Source organism: Ignatzschineria ureiclastica, assembly GCF_003121845.1.
Taxonomy (GTDB): Bacteria; Pseudomonadota; Gammaproteobacteria; order Cardiobacteriales; family Wohlfahrtiimonadaceae; genus Ignatzschineria; species Ignatzschineria ureiclastica.
This window is the reverse complement of the sequence record NZ_QEWQ01000003.1, coordinates 30600-50766: the sequence shown is the minus strand read 5'-3', so window position 1 is coordinate 50766 and position 20167 is coordinate 30600. Positions and strand designations below refer to the sequence as shown.

The 20167-nt window shown below is 39.4% G+C and carries 14 protein-coding genes; 2 read left to right on the top strand and 12 right to left on the bottom strand.

The window, feature by feature from the left end; all coding sequences use genetic code 11:
- Positions 1 to 19 precede the first annotated feature (19 nt).
- Positions 20 to 904 (top strand): phosphodiester glycosidase family protein, encoded by an 885-nt coding sequence (locus tag DC083_RS04170; protein WP_109189008.1) that lies wholly within the window; start codon positions 20 to 22, stop codon positions 902 to 904.
- Between the two features lie 51 nt (positions 905 to 955).
- Here the strand turns inward: DC083_RS04170 and DC083_RS04165 are convergent, their stop codons facing one another.
- From DC083_RS04165 to DC083_RS04155, 3 genes are all read right to left on the bottom strand, one after another.
- Complete coding sequence (locus DC083_RS04165) at positions 956 to 2302, bottom strand: ATP-binding protein (protein WP_109189007.1); 1347 nt, start codon at positions 2300 to 2302, stop codon at positions 956 to 958.
- Between the two features lie 66 nt (positions 2303 to 2368).
- On the bottom strand, positions 2369 to 3085 hold the full coding sequence (locus DC083_RS04160; protein ID WP_109189006.1) for a response regulator: 717 nt from the start codon (positions 3083 to 3085) through the stop codon (positions 2369 to 2371).
- Positions 3086 to 3412: 327 nt separating this feature from the next.
- Positions 3413 to 4870 (bottom strand): potassium transporter TrkG, encoded by a 1458-nt coding sequence (locus DC083_RS04155; protein WP_109189005.1) that lies wholly within the window; start codon positions 4868 to 4870, stop codon positions 3413 to 3415.
- A 249-nt stretch (positions 4871 to 5119) separates the two neighbouring features.
- Here DC083_RS04155 and DC083_RS04150 point away from each other — a divergent pair, with 249 nt between their 5' ends.
- Positions 5120 to 5302, top strand: a complete 183-nt coding sequence (locus tag DC083_RS04150; RefSeq protein ID WP_026879310.1) for a hypothetical protein — start codon at positions 5120 to 5122, stop codon at positions 5300 to 5302.
- A 276-nt stretch (positions 5303 to 5578) separates the two neighbouring features.
- On the opposite strand, the gene hemB is transcribed toward DC083_RS04150, so the two are convergent.
- From hemB to lon, 9 genes are all read right to left on the bottom strand, one after another.
- Positions 5579 to 6589 carry a porphobilinogen synthase gene (gene hemB, locus DC083_RS04145; protein WP_109189004.1) on the bottom strand — a complete coding sequence of 337 codons (1011 nt, stop codon included), beginning with the start codon at positions 6587 to 6589 and terminating at the stop codon, positions 5579 to 5581.
- 155 nt (positions 6590 to 6744) lie between these two features.
- A complete protein-coding gene (locus tag DC083_RS04140; protein WP_109189003.1) occupies positions 6745 to 7737 on the bottom strand; it encodes an NAD(P)H-dependent glycerol-3-phosphate dehydrogenase in 993 nt (330 codons plus the stop codon).
- A 351-nt stretch (positions 7738 to 8088) separates the two neighbouring features.
- Positions 8089 to 8403, bottom strand: a complete 315-nt coding sequence (locus DC083_RS04135) for a hypothetical protein (protein WP_109189002.1) — start codon at positions 8401 to 8403, stop codon at positions 8089 to 8091.
- Positions 8404 to 8792: 389 nt separating this feature from the next.
- Complete coding sequence (locus tag DC083_RS04130; protein WP_109189001.1) at positions 8793 to 9953, bottom strand: porin; 1161 nt, start codon at positions 9951 to 9953, stop codon at positions 8793 to 8795.
- A gap of 525 nt (positions 9954 to 10478) precedes the next feature.
- Positions 10479 to 11603: a porin gene (locus DC083_RS04125; RefSeq protein WP_109189000.1), complete on the bottom strand. Its 1125-nt coding sequence runs from the start codon at positions 11601 to 11603 to the stop codon at positions 10479 to 10481.
- Positions 11604 to 12038: 435 nt separating this feature from the next.
- Positions 12039 to 13298: a porin gene (locus DC083_RS04120; RefSeq protein WP_157954889.1), complete on the bottom strand. Its 1260-nt coding sequence runs from the start codon at positions 13296 to 13298 to the stop codon at positions 12039 to 12041.
- Positions 13299 to 13876: 578 nt separating this feature from the next.
- The gene (locus DC083_RS04115; RefSeq protein WP_157954888.1) at positions 13877 to 15049 is read right to left on the bottom strand and encodes a porin; all 1173 of its coding nucleotides are present in this window, start codon (positions 15047 to 15049) and stop codon (positions 13877 to 13879) included.
- A gap of 368 nt (positions 15050 to 15417) precedes the next feature.
- Positions 15418 to 16644 carry a porin gene (locus DC083_RS04110; RefSeq protein WP_157954887.1) on the bottom strand — a complete coding sequence of 409 codons (1227 nt, stop codon included), beginning with the start codon at positions 16642 to 16644 and terminating at the stop codon, positions 15418 to 15420.
- Between the two features lie 888 nt (positions 16645 to 17532).
- Positions 17533 to 19920, bottom strand: a complete 2388-nt coding sequence (gene lon / locus DC083_RS04105; RefSeq protein ID WP_109188996.1) for an endopeptidase La — start codon at positions 19918 to 19920, stop codon at positions 17533 to 17535.
- Between the last annotated feature and the right edge of the window lie 247 nt (positions 19921 to 20167).

The window sequence follows — 20167 nt, the reverse complement described above, 5'->3', positions numbered from 1 at the left end:
TGAGATTGAGGGAAGAGAAATGTTTAAGCCCAATTCAGCATTATGTGATCAAGTCGCTCAAAAAGATTATTGTTCTCGTTTGAGAACGTTACTATCTATGATAGGTACAGCGGTAGTGGCTTCACTCTTATTTTCGGCTTCAAGTCAGGCAAATGGACTTGATTCAGCGAATAATATGCAGAATGGCTTAAATGTTTCGATGTTACGTTATCAAGATAAACGGTATGTTGATGTCACTCTCGATCTGAAACAACTCTCTTTGGTGCACCATTGGCAAGACCCCACTACTGAAACCAATTTTGGTTCATTTCATAAACTGGGTCAATATTTACGCCAAGCGAATGAAGAGATGCTGTTTGCCATTAATTCTGGGATCTATACTAAGGATTATAAGCCACTTGGGCTACATATAGAGAACTCAAAATTACTGATGCCTCTTAATTTAGTCAAATCGAATGAGGGGAAAGGTAATTTTTCGTTGTTTCCTAATGGTGTGTTCTATATCACCAAGCAAAATCGGGCATTTGTAATGGATAGCGATCGCTTTCAAGCGCGATTTAAGGGCGATTATCAAACCATTAAAGATGCAGTGCAATCGGGCCCAATGCTCTTAACGAATGGACAATATAATCCTTACTTTATTAAAAATTCAGATAGCCTGCGGATTAGAAGCGGCGTTTGTGCACTTAATAATGGTCAGGAAGTTCACTTTGTAGTGACAGAAGATCAAGTAAACTTTTATGAATTTGCCAGCTATTTCAAAGAGCAATTAGCCTGTCAAAATGCGCTTTATCTTGATGGCACATTGGCGCGTATCTATTTGAATGGCCGTATGTACGGTGCTTCTTTCTGGCAAGTGAAACCTTTAGTGGGGATCTGGTCCGTTTCTAAGAAAGCGCTATAGTTGTTATCCTTGTTATAGTTTTGAGAGAAAAGTATCTCTACCTACGATGTTTTAACTACTATGTTTGAGCGGTAAAACCATTGTAATCGAGAGACCTTGATCATTTTCTGCTTTCACCGACCCGCGATGTAATGTGACCATTTGATTAACAATGGCTAAGCCTAAACCTGAACCCCCATAATCTTGCATACCCTCTGGGCGTTCACCTCGATAGAAAGGTTCGAAAATCTGTGGCAGATCTTTCTCTAAAATACCGGGGCCATCATCGTGAACGTTAATGATCAATTGCTTATTCTGAACGTGAATAGAGACGGCTATCTGGGAAGCCGCATAGTGAATAGCGTTACGGATGATATTTTCAATTCCACTTAAGAAGAGCTCAGAATTGGCCTCGATAGTAATATCAGGTACTGGATTAAATAACAGTTTTTTACCATTTTCTTCCGCTTCAAAGGCCGCATCTTCTAAGAGTGGGGTCAAAATATCCGGTAGAGCAATCTCTTCCATTAAGACTTCATTTAAAATGGTCTGTTTTGCAAGGGAGAGCATTGCTTGAATACGATCTTCAACCAATAAGAGATTATCATTAATCCGTTTAACTTCATTGGTAATCGCTTCAATATTTTTAATACGAATAAGGCTATTGGCAAGATGGATGCGTGTTAGGGGGGTTCGTAATTCATGTGAAAGGTTCGCAAATAGACGTGCTTTTTCATCTCGTGCGATATTTAGCGTTTGAATCATATCGTTAAAGCTTTTTGCAAGATAACGATATTCTAAAGGCCCTCGCTCCTCTAAATAGCGATCAACACTCCAATCCCCTTTACGAACACGCTCTGCTGCTTTTTGCAGGTTTTTCATTGGAATCGTCAAAGACCAACTCAAAAGCGCCGCAAAGGGTAAGCTGATAAAGAGCATTAATAGAAATATAAGGTAGGGCGCATCATAGATACGTGAGAGATAGTAGAATTGGGGGAATGCGGTGATGCTAAGATAGTACGCATTGCTGTCGTTATCAAAACGAATAGGACCGATGAGTTCGACATCCTCGATCTCTTGTTGATACATTTTATGAGTGGGGAGAGTACTAATCACAAAGTTGATGATATTTTCATCTTCAAGATTATGAATAACATTATAGCGTTCAGCCGTATCATCGGGAATGACAAGGAGATTAGCTTCCCCTCTGTTCTCTCGAAAGCGATCTGTTGGCGAGCTAAAGAGCATGTGAGAGACTTTCGTTTTATAGAAAGCTTGCTCTTTTTCAGGGGTGGGTAATGCTCGTCTTTGATCAAATTTAGGCAGTAAAAGTGTAAGGGAGATCATGAGCCCCATGCTGACCCAAATAGTGATAAAGACGCGAATGCTTAATCGATTGAGTAGCTGAAAACGCCCCATGAACTCCCCTCTATATTCATTCTCTAAGCCCGATTACTTTGAATATGAACGAGCTAGAGAAAAATTTTATTCATCTAAAAAGAGATATCCTAAGCCATGTACGGTTTTAAACCAAGGAAAACCATCATCTCGAGTCGGTAATTTTTTACGAATATTACTTAAATGCATATCGATAACACGATCAAATGTTTGATGGCGTTTTCCTAAGACATTCTTACTCAGTTCATCCCGACTAATGGTTTCACCACGATGTTTTGCCATGTAGTAGAGGATAGAGAATTCAGTACTAGTCAAATTGATCGGTTCTTTTTTAAATGTTGCTTGAAATTGTGCAGGGTTTAATACTAAATCGTGGATTTCAATTACAGATGATTGCTCACGATCATCCCCATTATCTTCGAGTGCTTGTGTTTGTAAACGCATTCTTGTGCGAATACGAGCGATTAACTCCCGATCATCAAAAGGTTTAGAGATATAGTCATCAGCGCCGAGTTCAAGACCCAGCACACGATCGATACTATCTCCTTTAGCAGAGAGCATGATAACAGGGAGATTAGGATGTATTTTACGAATCTCTTTTAAGGTATCCCAACCATTTTTCTTAGGCATCATCACATCGAGAATAATAACGTCAGGCACAGTATGTTCAAGAAATTCTAAGCACTCAATACCATTGCCCCCAACACTTACATCAAATCCTTCCGCTTTCAAGACTTGAGGCATCATTTCTTGAATCTCTGGATCATCATCGATAAATAAGATTTTAGGTGTAGTGGATGTCATAATATAAACCCTCTTTTAGGTTATGTACTTCAAAATATATTGAAGGTTCAACTTTCTTCAATATCAATCTTCTATCATCAGGCATTGATCATTATTTGTCATAACTTGTAGTCATTATAATATTAATTAATGACTTATGCCCGCAAAGCTTGAAAAATAAATATTTATTAAACTTCTCATTTCAATTTATTTGTTTATGATTTTAACTGTTTTTAATTAAAATTAATAAAATTTATTAAAAGTTAACGAGTGTTTTTGTAAATTTTGTCAATAGTTAGATGATAGCTTACCAAAGATTGAAGGGTGATATAACCCATTGTTATCCTGTTAGTTTCTCCAAAAGCTTGGGGTAATGAGTACAAAGAGTGTAAATATTTCTAAACGCCCGAGAATCATAGTAAACATGAGCATTGAGAGCGCGCCTTCAGGAAGCGCACCATAGTTACTTGCGACGAGTCCTAAGCCGGGGCCGGTAATGTTCAAACACGCTGCAACAGCTGAGAATGCATCGAGTGGAGAGAGACCAAATGCGGTCATAACGAGCGTTAAGATCGCCGTTGAAAAAGCGTAAATACCTAAAAAGGCCCAAACGCTGCCAAGGATATCAGGATGTACAACTTTACGATTGAGACGTATGGGGAACTTGCCATGGGGGTGAATGAGGAGTTTAATCTCTCGAACAGCCTGTTTAGTTAATAGAATGATACGAATCACCTTCATCCCGCCGGCAGTTGAGCCTGAGCATCCTCCGATAAAAGTGATAAAAACAATCAGAATAGGAAGATAACTAGGCCATTGACTGAAGTCTGTAATAGCTAATCCTGTTGTGGTAATCATGGCAATGACCACGAAAGTCGCTTCAAGAATAATATCACCAATAGAATCAAATACCTTAAATTGATATAGCCCAAGCCCCACAAGGAAGATTGCCGTTAAGCAGATCAATACAAAAGCGCGTAACTCACTGCTTTCAAAATAGAGTTTAAAGTTCTTCTGTCTAAAGGCTAAAAAGTGAGTGGTAAAATTGATAGAGCTGATAAACATAAAGATGATCGCTGTAATATCAATAAATTTACTATCAAAGTGCCCAAGGCTATCATCATAGTTAGAGAAGCCGGCTGTTGCTACGGTTGTAAAGCCATGGGTAATGGCATCAAAAAGATCCATCCCGCCGATATAGTAGGTAATAATACAAGCAAATAGCAGTAGTAGATAGACAGACCAGAGATTGCGAGCCGTTTGAGCAATTCTAGGGGTCAATTTATCTTCTTTGATCGGGCCTGAGACTTCCACTTTGAAGAGTGCCATTCCCCCCATACCGAGTAGTGGCATAATGGCAACGGCCAAGATGACGATCCCCATACCGCCGAAGAAGTGAAGTTGTGTTCGATACCAAAGAATCGATTTAGGGAGATCTTGCAGATTCGTCAGAACGGTAGCGCCGGTCGTGGTAAAGCCCGAGGTTGCTTCAAAAAAGGCATGAATCACCGGAAGCTCTACTGCCGGCGAGATAATCAGAGGCAGGGAGCTGATAAAGCTCAAGCTCGTCCAGAAGAGCGATACAATTAAGAAGCCATCGCGCGTTTTGAGCTTACCTTCAGTTTTATGAAAAGGGATCCATAACATCAATCCTAAGGCGAGAGTGATCAAAAAAGTGATAAAAAAGTATTTCGCCTGACCATCATGGTAGATGTAAGAGATAATAATAGGAATTAAGTAGGTGAAACTAAAGCTTGTAACGAAAATCCCTACAATTTTGAAAACGAGCGTAATTTGGTTGCGCATGGCGCTAAAACTCTCAAAATAAACAAGGTGCTAATTATACCTATTTTTCCTTAGAAGCAATACCTAAAAATGGGAGTATCAAAAAATATTTATAAAAACAGAGGATTAGATGATCTAGATTTGAGGATATTTAAGGGGGTGTATCTTGCATTTTGTAAGTATATGCTACAAAATAGGCAAGGCTAACTGATTAAATCGTTAGTTGGTTTATAAATCTCTAACTATTTTATTTTTAAGGAAATAAATACTATGAAAAACTTAGTAAAAGTAGCAGCATTAGTTGTTCTTGGTGCAATCACTGTAGGTTGTGCTTCACAAAACTTAGAAGCTAAAGCTGATGAAGCTTTAAGAACTGCAAACGAAGCAAAAAGCATCGCACTTGCAACTCAAGCACAATTTGACAAATACTTCACAAAAACTCGTTATAAATAAGTAACGGTTGATTTTCTGTCAATCAGCGATCAGAAGATTCTAGGTTGATCATGATTTGATAGATAAAAGTAGATTGATATGCATACAATCTATTGATGTGAAAAGAGGGTAATTCATTGAATTACCCTCTCTTTTTGTTTTCATAAATGGAAATAAGATAAAACCGTATTCAACAACACTTGCAAGATGCCGGATAGAATGGCTTTCTCGCCTAGATCAGCTGATACGCCGGCATTTAAGTAAGCTTATTTTGAACCGATATTACTATAAATAGGATTAGGCATCCTCTTTTAACCAGCGGGCGATATCTTTGGCAAAGTAGGTCAAAATAGCATCGCATCCGGCGCGTTTAAAGCAGAGCATTGTCTCCATCACGACCGTTTTCTCATCAAGCCAACCTTTCTCGAAAGCCGCTTTCATCATCGCATACTCCCCTGAGACATGGTAAGCCATTGTGGGGAGTAAGAATTGATCTTTCACTTCCCGAACGATATCAAGATAAGGCATGCCAGGTTTTACCATGACCATATCCGCACCTTCTTGAATATCAAGGGCTACTTCATGGAGGGCTTCTCGGCGATTTGCAGGGTCCATTTGGTAAGTCTTTTTATCGGCTTTACCAAGAAGCTCTCGAGAACCCACCGCATCACGGAAAGGACCATAATATTCAGAGGCGTATTTTGCGGCATAGCTCATAATCTTGGTATTGATATAGCCATTTGCTTCTAATACTTCTCGAATGGCGGCAATCCGACCATCCATCATGTCAGATGGGGCGATAATATCAACGCCGGCACGAGCATGGCTCAAAGCTTGTTGTACTAATACATCTTTTGTCTCTTCATTGAGGATATAACCATCTGCATCGGTTAAACCATCTTGCCCATGAAGCGTATAAGGATCAAGTGCTACATCGGTAATGACGCCAATATTCGGAACCGCCGCTTTGAGTGCACGAACTGCGGTTTGTACTAATCCATTGGGATTATAAGCTTCTTTAGCATCGAGTGAACGAACCTCATTGCTCAAATTAGGGAAGAGTGCAATCGCGGGGACACCTAGATCTGCAAGAATTCGAGCTTCTTCTACGAGTAGATCAATCGATAAACGATCAATGCCAGGCATCGATTCAATCGGCTCCCGGCGGTTCTCTCCTTCAATCACGAAAACCGGTTGAATGAGGTCGCCGGCAGTAATGACATTCTCAGCCATTAATCGGCGGGTAAAATCATCCTTGCGCATGCGGCGAGGACGGGTGTAAGGATATTTTCCTGTGGTAATACTCATGTGATCTCCTTCATTTGTATGATTCAGTATCAGAGCGATAGAGGATCATGGTGTTAAAATAAATCGATAGTGTTTGTGTATATAATCTACGACTTACAACCTTTAATCTGTAGATATATCAGTTGGTTATATTCTATTTTAATTAGCATTCACATCTATTCCGTCTTCTGCTCACGAGAGAGCAGTTGATAGAGTGAAGCATTGGGCAATACATTTTTATGAAGAATTTTATAGACTTGCTGTGCAATCGGTAACTCAATACCCATCTCTTCTCCGAGCTCATAGATATTTTTAACGATATTCGCCCCTTCTACGACTTGACCGACTTTTTCAAAAGCTTCGCTACTTTTCATCCCTTGACCTAAGTAAAGCCCAAAGCGGCGGTTACGGGATTGATTATCGGTAGCAGTGAGTACGAGATCCCCAAGACCGGCAAGACCTTGGAAGGTATTCGTTGTTCCACCGAGCGCAAGCCCTAGGCGTGTCATCTCCGCAAGTCCACGCGTAATCAGTGCTGCACGAGCATTCGCCCCAAAACCTAAGCCATCAGAAATACCGGTAGCAATGGCAATGACATTTTTATAAGCGCCAGCAAGTTGCACACCTTTGATATCAAGATTGCCATATACTCGCATATGCTCATGATGAAAAAGGGGAATTACTTCGGTTAATTCTGCTTCTTGATTGCCGGCAATTGTAATAGCCGTTGGGTAGCCTTTTGCCACTTCTGTAGCAAAACTTGGACCTGATAAAACGGTAAAATGAGCATTAGGGAAAGCATCATAAAAGGAATCACTCAAAAAGCCATTGGTGTGATGATCAAGCCCTTTTGTCGCACTGATAATCGGTGGTAAGTGAGGGAGATGACAGGCTTTTAGTTTCTGAATAATCTCATCAAAAGCCGTCGATGGAACCACAATTAAAATGGCATCTACATTTGTGATGGCTGCTTTAAAATCAGCGAAAAGCGTGATGTTATCAGGGAAGGGTGTTTCGGGTAAGAATCGCTCATTGAGACGAATATTGGCCATATCCGCAACATGATCGGCATTATGGCTCCAAAGATTGACAGAATGTTTCGCCGCTAAATGAATCGCTAAAGCAGTGCCCCAAGATCCGGCGCCGATGACGGCAATAGTCTGTTTCATTGCATCTCCTCTTAGTCCATAAAATAGAGATTGAATCCTAAAAAGGTTCAATGGATCTCTATTGATGAATATTATTGTTTTTAATGATAATGCAATATTGTACCGCTAATTGTAGAGAGATGCACAAATCAAGTGTATCCCATCGCCGGGGAGAATTATCCCGTTCATCTCACAATCCAGCGCCGGCAAGTTGGGCATTTCAATGCCGAAAGATTGATAAGAATTCATCAGTTAGCCTATACATTCTATCTTATTGAGAGGCTTTGAGCTTCTCACCTGCGGGCGCTCACTCTTTCTGGTTGCTCGATCATTCCTTCCCGCCGTGGATTAGACTTGAGTGAAAACAATCGTTTACTTTTCATCGCCCCATTCAAATTGATAAATAATGCTATTACCATTGCCGATGGGTTTTTCTCCTTTGATACCGATTTTGTTATCCGGCGTTAAACGAGATTTCTCTTTGGGTTGATAGTGTGGGTGCGATGGTAGGGATGATTGATCGTGAGGAGTGTAATGAAGATTCGGTTGATTGGATTTCTGTTTTTGTAAACCGTAAGAGAGTGTTCCGTAAATCTCATTACTTGTTTCCGCATTGATAGGCGAGAAGAGCGATAGGGTAATAAGTGCGCTACCTATTATTAATAGATACGATTTATTATTAGGCATGATCTCTATCTTCCTTATATAGTAAATTTGGTTTAAGAAAAATGGTTTTTAAACAGCTATCGCGAGATTTTAAAAACATAAATCCGTATCAAACAACACTTGCAAGATGCTGGATAGAACGGCTTCCTTACCTCGATCAATCGATGCGCGGCATTTGAATAAGCTTATTTTGAACCGATATTGCTATATTGATTATGATGATTCTAGTATAAGGGATTGTTCATTATCAATGAATAGCTTGATGTCAGTGATTGATCTAATCCTCTCCTTTTTGATAGACAAAAAAATCCCACCGAAGTCGTGAAACCTCGATGGGACTTTATCTTATAACATCAATCTTTCGATGTTGTCATTGAATCCTAATGGAACCTTACGATGTAAGGCAATAATTAGAAGTCGTGACGAAGACCGATTGAAACGATGTTGTCTTTTTGTTTCTCTGTATTATTTGCATTAAATTTAGTTTCTTCTGCACCATACTCAACCCATGCACGTGTACGAGTAGAGAGTTTTTGCTCAAAACCAACAGCCCATGATTTAACTTTATCTTTGCCACCAGCAACTTTAAGTTCATTTTGTCCGTAAGTTGCACGAACAGTACTGAAGTAGTTAGGTCCGAAAGAGTAGCTAGCACCTAAATCCCAACCTTTAGATTTTGCTTTATCACCTGATTGACCAGCTAAATCATTTTGATTACCATCAGCGTAAGATACAGTTACTTTAACTGGATCAGAAAGGTAACCAACGAAAAGACCCCATACTTTTGAAGATTTTTTCATATGTTGACGACCAGATACTTTACCTTGGATATAACCTGCTTTAGCAAGGATTTGGCCATAATCACCGCCTAAATCATAAGCATAACGCGCATTGATTGTCCAAAGGTCAGCATTTTTACGGCTGTTTGTTGGGTAAAGATCAGCGTCCATCATAACTGCCGCATTTGCTTGGAAACCAGCCCACTCAGGAGTAGTATAAGCAATTACTTTACCTACGCGAGAGAAGTCGGTGTCATTTACGGTATTAACAAATTGTGTTTTACCTTCAATAGTTTGATCGCCTGATAGACCTTGTGCTCTAAGAGTGGTAGTCATCGCGCGTTGTGATGCTGATGAAATTGTTGAGCCATTGAAGTCATCTTGTACAGAATCATCAACAATTGTTACTTTGAATGGGTTGTCTTGACGACCTGCAGTTACCGTACCCCAATCACCAGTTAAGCCTAAGATTGCTTTACGGTTTTTGAAGCCACTAGCTGAGTTGCCTTGTTCCATACCATTGAAGCCCCACTCAAGGTTATAGATTACAGCATTGTTATTGCCTAAATCTTCAGAACCTTTAAGACCGATACGTGAACCAGCATCTTCTAAGTTAGAAAGGCGTTTGCCAGTGAATTTTTGGATACCAGACATAGTATCTCTATCTGGACTTTCTAATTTTTTGCTTTGATACTCATAACGGATTGATCCGTAAAGAACTGTTTCAGCGTGTGCTGCGCCTAAAGTTAAAACAGAAGCTACGGCTACTGCGAAAATACTTTTTTTCATCATGGTAATCTCCAATGAATTGAATAGAAATAAAAACTAGGAGTGCGTTATTCTTGATGAAGCAAATATCATTTGTTATCAATATTTAACGTTCCTTTAAGCGGTATATTACACATGAATTATCATTTGTACAACTTTTTTATCAAAAAAGATAAAAAAAACTTAAAAAGTTTTCATTATGATACAGAATAGTGCTTGTCAGAGTTGATTCTTATGTTGTTTATCGTAACCATATGATTTTTTGATCCTGGAGGAATATATGAATAGTATTGATATGTATCTTTTATGATAATTTATGGCTATATCTATTGTTAAATAAGGCTGTGTCACTATTAAGTTCTGTTTTGGCGTTAGTGGGCTATGGGAGGTTGATGATATAGACAGGGTATATACAAGAGCATATTGTTGTATTATCGGCTTATGAGTGATAAAACGAATAGATCAAGCTAATAGGGAAGAAAAAAGCGTTACTATTTGAAATAGTAACGCTTCTGTTGTTTCTAATAATTTACTAAATACAGTTGTAATTTAGAAGTCGTGACGCATACCGATAGAGATGGTGTTGTCTTTTTTCTTATCTACATTAACCGCTGCAAATTTAGTCTCTTCTTGACCATATTCAACCCATGCACGAGTACGGCTAGAGAGTTTTTGTTCAAAACCGATAGCCCAAGATTTAACTTTATCTTTTTCGCCATCTACTTTTACTTGGTTTTGACCATAAGTTGCACGGATAGTGCTGTAGTAATTAGGACCAAATGAGAAGCGTGCACCGATATCCCAACCTTGAGATTTTTCTTTAGGACCTTCAACCGCATTTTCTGCATTTAATTTCGCTTTGTGGTTACCATTTGCGTAATCTACAGATACACCGAAAGCATCTTGATCATAACCAAGGAATAGACCCCAAGCTTTTGATTTATTAACATCAGCTAATTTACCTTGGATATAACCTGCTTTCGCAAGGATTGTACCACTTGCACCTAAGTCATAAGCATAACGAGCATTGATAGTCCAAAGGTCGATGTTTTTCTCATCATTCGTTTTGTATAATGTATCATCCATCATGAGTGCAACATTCGCTTGGAAACCCGCCCAATCAGGAGTTGTATAAGCAATCACTTTACCCACGCGAGAGTAATCAGCTTTTTGAATTGCTAATTTTCCATCACTATTAACAGTTGTTCCAATTTTAGTGCCTTTGAGAGTTGTCGTCATTGCACGTTGTGCAGCTGAAGAAATAACATTTGAACCATTGAAATCATCAACAATTGCATCATCAACGATTGTTACTTTAAATGGGTTATGTTGGCGACCTGCTGTGAATGTACCCCAATTACCAGTTAAACCTAAAATAGCTAAACGGTTTTTAAATCCTGAAGCTTCAGAATCCATACCATTGAAACCCCATTCAAGATTATAGATAACAGCATTACCATTGCCTAAATCTTCAGAACCTTTAAGACCGATACGTGAGCCTGCATCTTCTAAGTTAGAAAGACGCTCGCCATCCCAAGAACCATTTTTTAAAGTGTTTTCCACTTTTTTGCTTTCGTAATCATAACGGATAGAACCGTAAAGAACTGTTTCAGCATGTGCTGCGCCTAAAGTTAAAACAGAAGCTACAGCTACTGCAAAAATACTTTTTTTCATGATAAGGATCCTCAATGAAGCCTAATATATAGAAATAATATTCAAGTAGAGTGAATATTTGTTTAGGGCATTGTTTTTTACGTGCCCCATGTGCGAGATAATAGCTCTTTGTTATCATTTATACAACTTTTTTATCAAAAAAGATAAAAAAACAATAAAGAGAATTTCTTGTTTTATTTTAAAAGATATATATAAATCAGTAGTTAACGCTATATTTTGTGTGATTTACGGATGTTTTAAAATGTTATTTTATTGTAGTAATAAAGCGTATTTTTATCTGTTTTGGGTTTTGATAGTGAGAATTATTCGCTTTTGTGTTGTGTAAATGATACAAAAAAAGCCTAACTTTTCAATGAAGTTAGGCTGTGGAAGTTACTATTTCTACAGATTTAAGCGTCTAGATTGGTAGCTTATAAAGTTTGTGAACAAAAAGCTTTAAAAATCATGTGAAAGACCGATGGAAACTACGCTATTTTTCTGTGCTTCTAGGTTATTAAATTGTTTATTAAAAGTGGTTTTAGAAACACCATATTCAACCCAAGCGGTGGTTCTGCTTGAGAGGTTATTTTGATAACCAATCGCCCACGACTTCACTTTATCCTTTGCGCCAAATTGTTTGACCTGATTTTGACCATAGCTTGCACGAATGGTATTGTCATAGTTTGCGCCAAATGAGAAGCTTGCGCCTAAATCCCAACCTTTTGATTTCGCTTTATTGCTAATTTCAGATGTTACACCTTGCGCCGTTGTGATTGCTGTGGGGGCTTTATGATAATTACCATCGGCATAAGATGCAGTTACATTCCACTGATCACTTAGATATCCTAAAAAAGCCCCCCAAACTTTAGATTTATCTCGATCAACTAAATGTCCTTGGATATATCCCGCTTGCGCTAAGATCTGACCATCTCCGGCATCGATGCCATATTGAGCATTAATCGTCCAAAGATCGATCCCTTTTTTGTTATTTTCAGGGTAGAGGGCTGCATTCATCATGATGGCCGCATTTGCTTGAAAACCTGCAAAATCCGGTGTTGTATAACTTAATGTATGGCCAAAATGGGAGTAATCAGTATAAGAGATGGTTGTACCATCGAAGTAATTTTCAGCTTCGGAATTTACAGTAATGGTTGGATTTTGACCATTGAAAGTAATATGCGTAGCATCAAATCCATTGTAAGTATTGTTGTTATTGGACATGGTAATCCCAATGCCCCCAAGTGCAGTTGTCATTGCGCTCTCGGCTGCCGATGAAATGACATCTGAGCCATTAAAATCGTCATTGACAGTGCTATCGACTAGCATCACTTTAAATGGATTATCTTGACGACCCACTTTAATCGTTCCCCAGTTTCCGGTGAGACCTAGATAAGCAACATGTGTGGTTAAGCCATCTTGGTAATTATCATCATCAGCGTGAAATTTCCACTCAAGATTATAGATCACAGAAGTGTCACCGCCAAGGGATTCTGTGCCGCGAATACCGAACTCATGATCGGCTGTACCGATATTCGAAAGGCGCTCCCGAGAGAAAGTTCCTTTTCCATTGTCATAAGTCGGCGCGTCGCTGGCAAATTTTTTGCTCTGATATTCAAAGCCAATAGTACCGTAAAGCGTAGTGTCTGCTTGTGCGTAGGTGAGTGCGAGAAGAGAGGTAAGGGTTGCCGCAATGAGGGTTTTGTTCATTATTCTCATAATTAGGACTCTTTTTAGATGAAGTGATCGGATTATCGAATCTATGATTGCGATAATATAGCCATAGTCGCGAGCCCCGGAAAAACATTCTGTAGAGAGGGCAGGTCTCTGCTTCATCATATCCCTATGTATGAAAACGCTGATGATTAGAGGATATTTATCAAATTAATGGGGTCAATATCGTTATTAACCGTTTAAAAATATCCTTGAGTATTATATTTATTTACAACCATTAATACTAGGTTATTTGTCATAAAAGTAATAATTATTATAGTATATTGGGTTTAAAAAAATGTTTTGTATGTAGTTAGCGTGGAATTTTAAAAGAATATCAAACTGTACTAAGCAACATTTGCAAGATGCCGGATAGAGCAGCAACCCTTACTTCTTAGAGCTGATGCGCCGGCATTTAAATAAGCTTATTTTGAACCGATCTTACTATATAGATGGAAATAGATTCTAAGCACTTCTTTATGACAAATTGACCCAATAAAAAATCCCACCTCCGAAGAGATGGGATCTGCCTTAAAGACATTTGTTTCTAATTTATATCTAACTTAGCTTAACTAAGCGTGAAATTAGAAATCGTGACGCATACCGATTGATACAACGTTATCTTTCTTCTTGTCATTACCTTCGCCAGCAAATTTAGTCTCGTTTGCACCATACTCAACCCATGCGCGTGTACGAGTAGAGAGTTTTTGCTCGAAACCAACAGCCCAAGATTTAACTTTATCTTTTTGACCTTCTTGTTTTACTTGGTTTTGACCATAAGCAACACGAACTGTGCTGAAGTAGTTAGGACCAAATGAGTAGCTAGCACCTAAATCCCAACCTTTTGATTTAACTTTGTTACCTTTGATAGGCGCATTAGAGCCTTCTTTTGATTTGTAGTTACCATCAGCATAAGAAGCAGTTACTGCAAATGCATCTTGACTATAACCAAGCATTAAACCCCAAGCTTTTGATTTGTTTTCATTTTCTGCAACTTTACCTTGGATATAACCTGCTTTCGCAAGGATAGTGCCATTCGCACCTAAGTCGTAGCTATATTTAGCATTCACTGTCCAAAGGTCAATGTTTTTCTCTTTGTTGTCAGCATACATATCTGCATCCATCATCACCGCTGCATTTGCTTGGAAACCGGCAAATTCAGGTGTTGTGTAAGCAATAACTTTACCAATACGGCTAGCTGCTGCTTCTTGAATTGGTGCAAGACCATTTTCAGTTTCACGCTCACCCACTACAACACCTGCAAGGGTAGAAGTCATCGCGCGTTGTGCTGCTGAAGAGATGACATCAGAACCGTTGAAGCCATCAGTAACGCTGTCTTCTACGATTGTATTTTTGAATGGGTTATCTTGACGACCCGCTGTTACCGTACCCCAATCACCTGTTACACCAAGGATTGCTTTACGAGTTTTCCCGCCTTTAGATTCTTCTTGAGTCATGCCATTAAAGCCCCACTCAAGATTGTAGATTACGGCATTGTTATTACCTAAATCTTCAGAACCTTTAATACCAATACGTGAGCCAGCATCAGCAAGGTTAGATACACGTTTACCAGTGAATTTTTTGATTTTGTTTTCAACTTGGTCTAAACCATGTTGACCATCTTTCTCTTTATAATCTTCGAGTTTTTTGCTTTGGTAATCGTAACGAATTGAACCATAAAGAACTGTTTCAGCTTGTGCTGCGCCTAAAGTCATAACAGAAGCAACGGCTACTGCGAAAATGCTTTTCTTCATCATAATAATACTTCTCCTAAGTGAGTGTGTCATCCATTACTATTATTGATAATAGTTGACTTATACTAAACATAAATTTTCATATTAGCAACATTAATTTATCTTAAATGATACTTATTGGTAATATATGTATCTTATCTGCGACAAAATAGTGATGAATATTCAATAGATAGCATTTCGACTCCGAAAGGGGGTTAAAGAATAATTGCCTAAAAAATAACCATTTTTTGAATAAAACAATTATTCGATAGAAAGGGCTGGGAAGCTATCCGCTCGATATTTTGTAAAGACCATAAAAAATCCCACCTCCGAAGAGATGGGATCTGTCATATTGACATTTAACTTCTAGCTTAGATTAACTAAGCGTTGAATTAGAAGTCGTGACGCATACCGATTGATACAACGTTGTCTTTCTTTTTATCAGAATCTAAAATTGGACGGAATTTTGTTTCATTAGCACCATACTCAACCCATGCACGTGTACGAGTAGAGAGTTTTTGTTCAAAGCCAACAGCCCATGATTTAACTTTATCTTTGCCTTCAACACCATCAATTTTGACTTGGTTCTCACCGTAAGCGGCACGAATTGTACTGAAGTAGTTAGGACCGAATGAGAAACTTGCCCCTACATCCCAACCTTTAGATTTTTGTTTAGGACCATTACCAACCCATACTCCACGATCATTTTGTTCAGTAGCAGTTTTATGGTTACCATCAGCATAAGAAGCTGTTACAGCAAAAGCATCTTGGCTATAACCTAAGAATAATCCCCAAGCTTTTGATTTATTGTTATCGCCAGCAACTTTACCTTGGATATAACCTGCTTTCGCAAGGATTTGACCATTTGCGCCTAAGTCGTAAGCATAACGAGCATTGATTGTCCAAAGGTCAATATTTTTATCATCATTTTTGCCTTTGAGGTAGTAAGAGTCATCCATCATAATTGCTGCATTCGCTTGGAAACCAGCAAAATCAGGAGTTGTATAAGCAATGACTTTACCTACGCGACTCAATCCAGCATCATTTAGTGTGTCTGCATAAATGTTAAGAGCCTCTTCTTCGTTGCTAGCATCTAGAATCTTCGCTGCATTAAGACCAGTTAAGGTAGTTGTCATTGCACGTTGTGCTGCTGAAGTAATTGTATCTTTACCATTGAAGCCATCAGTAACAGAGTCATCAACGATTGTTACTTTGAATGGGTTATCTTGACGACCTGCTGTGAATGTACCCCAATCACCAGTTAAGCCTAAGATTGCTTTACGAGTAGTCCATTTGCTGTTTTTCTCATCTTGAACCATACCGTCAAAGCCCCACTCTAATTGATAGATAACAGCATTGTTGTTACCTAAATCTTCAGAGCCTTTTAAACCGATACGTGAACCCGCATCCGCAAGGTTAGATACACGCTTACCAGTGAATTTTTTGATTTTGTTCTCAATTTCATCGATACCATGCTGGTTATCTTTTTCTTTATAGTCTTCTACTTTTTTGCTTTGGTAATCGTAACGAATTGAACCGTAAAGAACTGTTTCAGCTTGTGCTGCGCCTAAAGTTAAAACAGAAGCTACTGCTACTGCGAAAATGCTTTTCTTCATCATAATGAATATCTCCATTGTGTGGCATTCGCCACGATCGATTAAAAATAAATTTAGATGTATCTCATCCACGACTCATATTAAATCGTAAATTCATATATTAATCAAATAAAATTTACATAAATAATACAAAAATAGTTGTAGATTTATTAAAAGTACAACAAAGAAGTAATTTGAATTTTTATGATTACAAAATAATAAATTCATTTATCTAATTGAATTATATTTAATTTTTCTATTTTTTAATAAGCTATCAAGTTGTTTGAAATGACTCTTTTTAGGTTTGTTGTAATTTTAATAATTTTCTAGAATTTTGGATTTTAGATGAAAAATTTGTGGAGAAAATCGAAAAAAAGATACGAAAAGGGAGATTCCATTGATAGGATTTTGATCCATAGAATGGATTTTCTCGCAATATTCTCGAAATTATCGGGGAAATAGGAGAAATATAACCATTGTTGTGGAAAAGATACGATTGGGAATATCGGCTTTAATAAGCATTGATTCCCGGTCACAATTGCCGGCGCGGGATTGTTGTAAGATCAGGGTCATTCGCCCCGGTGATGCGACATATTTTCTTACGATTCTAAAGAAAAGCCGATTCCCGGCGGGAGAGAATAAATCGTGTAACTAGAAAGAGTGAGCGCCGCAGATGAGTCGCTTCAAGCTTCTCAACTCAACTCAACTCAATTCAAGTTGCATATTGATAATAGAGAAGAGATTATCTAACTCATTGGCATTAAGAATTGCCAAATCTGCCGGCACACGATTGTGGCAAGAACGGGATCATTCGCCCCGGCGATGCAATAACTATTAAAGAAACATACAACAAAAAAGCCCTCTGATGATCAGAGAGCTTCCATTAATAACAATAAATGATGAATACCTAAACTAGAAGAGTAATTTCGCCACTTCAGTAAAGTCTTCGACAAAATGGAGCGTTAAACCTTCTCGTAGATAGTCGGGTAACTCATCGGCATCTTTCTTGTTGCCTTTCGGGAAGATGATCTCTTTAATCCCGACACGTTTCGCCGCAATGAGCTTCTCTTTTACACCACCAATGGGCAATACTTGCCCCACTAAAGTGAGCTCGCCGGTCATTGCGATATTTCGAGGGGCTTTGTCTAAGGCTAAAGACATCAAGCAAGAGGCGAGGGTAATCCCGGCACTCGGTCCATCTTTCGGTGTGGCGCCTTCCGGTGCGTGAATATGGATAAAGGCTTTCTCGAAGAAGCTTTCTTGTAATCCTAACTCTTTAGCATTGGCCATAATATAGCTATAGGCGATATTGGCAGATTCCTGCATCACTTCGCCGAGTTTCCCGGTCAATTTAATGCCGCGCTGATGATCGTGCACTTTGACGGCTTCCACCGGTAAGGTCACGCCGCCCATCGAAGTCCAAGCAAGACCGGTGACAACGCCTACGTGCTGTAGCGGTTTATCTCGATTAAAGAACGGATTACCGAGCATCGGCACGATATCATTCACGCCGATAGAGAGCGACTCTAACTCTTCAGTTTCAAATTTGACCGCAGATTTACGGACAATTTTCCCGAGTTGCTTCTCTAGTTGACGTACACCGGCTTCCCGCGCGTAATCGTCAATGATTTTCTCAATTGCGCCACTTGTGATCTTCAACTCTTTCTTGTCAAAGCCTGCTTTCTCTAACTGTTTTGGCCAGAGATATTGGCGCGCGATTTTGCATTTCTCTTCTAAGATATAGCCTGAGAGACGAATTACATCCATCCGGTCTAGTAACGCCGGCGGAATAGAATCGAGGGTATTCGCGGTACAGACAAAGAGGACATTTGAAAGATCGTAACGCACATCAAGATAGTGATCGAGGAAATCGTGATTTTGCGCAGGATCAAGTACCTCAAGGAGCGCTGAACCTGGGTCGCCCTGATAGGATTGCCCCATTTTATCGATCTCATCGAGCATAATAACCGGATTATCCGCTTTGGTTTCCCGAAGCGCTTGGATCAATTTCCCCGGCATTGCGCCAATATAGGTCCGGCGATGACCTTTGATCTCCGCTTCATCGCGCGCGCCACCAAGGCTAAAGCGGTAGAATTTACGGCCAAGGCTATCTGCCACTGAGCGCCCAATGGAGGTTTTACCGACACCCGGCGGACCGACAAGGAGAATAATCGTCCCTTTGATCTCGCCTTTGCGTTTCCCTACGGCTAAGGTTTCGATAATGCGATCTTTCACATCTTCTAAGCCAAAGTGATCTTTATCTAAAACTCGGCGTGCGTGTTTAAGATTGAAATTATCCTCTGTCTTCGTGCCCCAAGGCAGATCGGTAATAATGTCGAGGTAGTTACGAGTAACGCCATATTCCGGCGATCCTGTTTCAAGAATCTGTAACTTCTCAAGCTCTTCATCAATGCGCTCTTGTGCCGCTTGTGGAATCTCTTTATTTAGAAGACGCTCGACAAATTTATCGATATCCGCGGCTTTATCATCTTTAGAGATGCCAAGTTCTTGTTGAATCACTTTGAGCTGTTCCCGTAGGAAATATTGCCGCTGCTGATCTGTCAGTTGATCTTCCACTTCTTCTCGGATGGAGTTATGTAGTTTGGCAATTTTGATCTCTTTCTCAATGATCGCTAATACTTTCCGCAAACGAGGGACGAGGGGGATGGTTGATAAGACATCTTGCAATTCCTCTTTCCCACTTGTGGTCATACTCGCCGCAAAGTCGGCAAAGGGCGATGGATCATTACTATTGTAACGGGTCAAAAAGTGCTTTAACTCTTCCGAGAAGAGCGGATTAAAGGGGATGAGCTCTTTAAGCGCATTGACAACCGCCATTGAGTAAGCCCGCACTTCATCAGACTTATCAATAATCGCTTCATCGAAATATTCCACTTGTGCCACAAATGGAATCTCTTTAGAGATCCATTTTTTGACACGAAAACGCTGAATACCTTGGGCGATAAATTGCACTTTGCCATCTTCGCGATGGGGATGATGGATATGAATAAGCGTACCATACTCATAAAAATCATCGGCAGTGAGATCTGTTTTGGTCTCTTTTTTACTTAAAATGAGCCCGACAACGCGTGTACGATTATCCATAATCGAATCGAGTGTGGTGAGCCAAGGTTCTTCATTTAGGAGAAGTGGCGCGATTTGGGGGGGGAAGAATGGGCGATCGTGCAAGGGGAGGATATGGATAATATTCGATATCGTATCGCCCTCTACAATCACTTCATTATGTCCCTTGATTTCATTCTCAACAGCGGGAAGTGTTGTTTTTTTATTATCACTCATAAAGTTCCTTCATCTGTTCTTTGCTACGATTGTAGGGAATCTTGATGCCGAATGAGAGATTCAAATCTCATTACTGTGAGGCAAACCTACAATGTAAGTGAATTATTACTAAACTGCTATCGACAATGGGGATTAATTCTCTAAAATCAACTCTGCTGTGAATTTATCGAAAGATATTTCAATATTTCACAATCCTTGGGGCATAAAGGTTCTATAATAGTCGGCAATTCTACTCATCGAGAATAGA

Bases quoted from the DNA above. Each gene is read 5' to 3' on its own strand.
- DC083_RS04110 (WP_157954887.1), bottom strand. From the start codon at position 16,644: ATGATGAAGAAAAGCATTTTCGCAGTAGCAGTAGCTTCTGTTTTAACT.
- DC083_RS04125 (WP_109189000.1), bottom strand. From the start codon at position 11,603: ATGAAAAAAAGTATTTTTGCAGTAGCTGTAGCTTCTGTTTTAACTTTA.
- DC083_RS04160 (WP_109189006.1), bottom strand. From the start codon at position 3,085: ATGACATCCACTACACCTAAAATCTTATTTATCGATGATGATCCAGAG.
- DC083_RS04150 (WP_026879310.1), top strand. From the start codon at position 5,120: ATGAAAAACTTAGTAAAAGTAGCAGCATTAGTTGTTCTTGGTGCAATC.
- DC083_RS04130 (WP_109189001.1), bottom strand. From the start codon at position 9,953: ATGATGAAAAAAAGTATTTTCGCAGTAGCCGTAGCTTCTGTTTTAACT.
- lon (WP_109188996.1), bottom strand. From the start codon at position 19,920: ATGAGTGATAATAAAAAAACAACACTTCCCGCTGTTGAGAATGAAATC.
- hemB (WP_109189004.1), bottom strand. From the start codon at position 6,589: ATGAGTATTACCACAGGAAAATATCCTTACACCCGTCCTCGCCGCATG.
- DC083_RS04140 (WP_109189003.1), bottom strand. From the start codon at position 7,737: ATGAAACAGACTATTGCCGTCATCGGCGCCGGATCTTGGGGCACTGCT.
- DC083_RS04135 (WP_109189002.1), bottom strand. From the start codon at position 8,403: ATGCCTAATAATAAATCGTATCTATTAATAATAGGTAGCGCACTTATT.
- DC083_RS04165 (WP_109189007.1), bottom strand. From the start codon at position 2,302: ATGGGGCGTTTTCAGCTACTCAATCGATTAAGCATTCGCGTCTTTATC.
- DC083_RS04115 (WP_157954888.1), bottom strand. From the start codon at position 15,049: ATGATGAAGAAAAGCATTTTCGCAGTAGCCGTTGCTTCTGTTATGACT.
- DC083_RS04170 (WP_109189008.1), top strand. From the start codon at position 20: ATGTTTAAGCCCAATTCAGCATTATGTGATCAAGTCGCTCAAAAAGAT.
- DC083_RS04155 (WP_109189005.1), bottom strand. From the start codon at position 4,870: ATGCGCAACCAAATTACGCTCGTTTTCAAAATTGTAGGGATTTTCGTT.
- DC083_RS04120 (WP_157954889.1), bottom strand. From the start codon at position 13,298: ATGAGAATAATGAACAAAACCCTCATTGCGGCAACCCTTACCTCTCTT.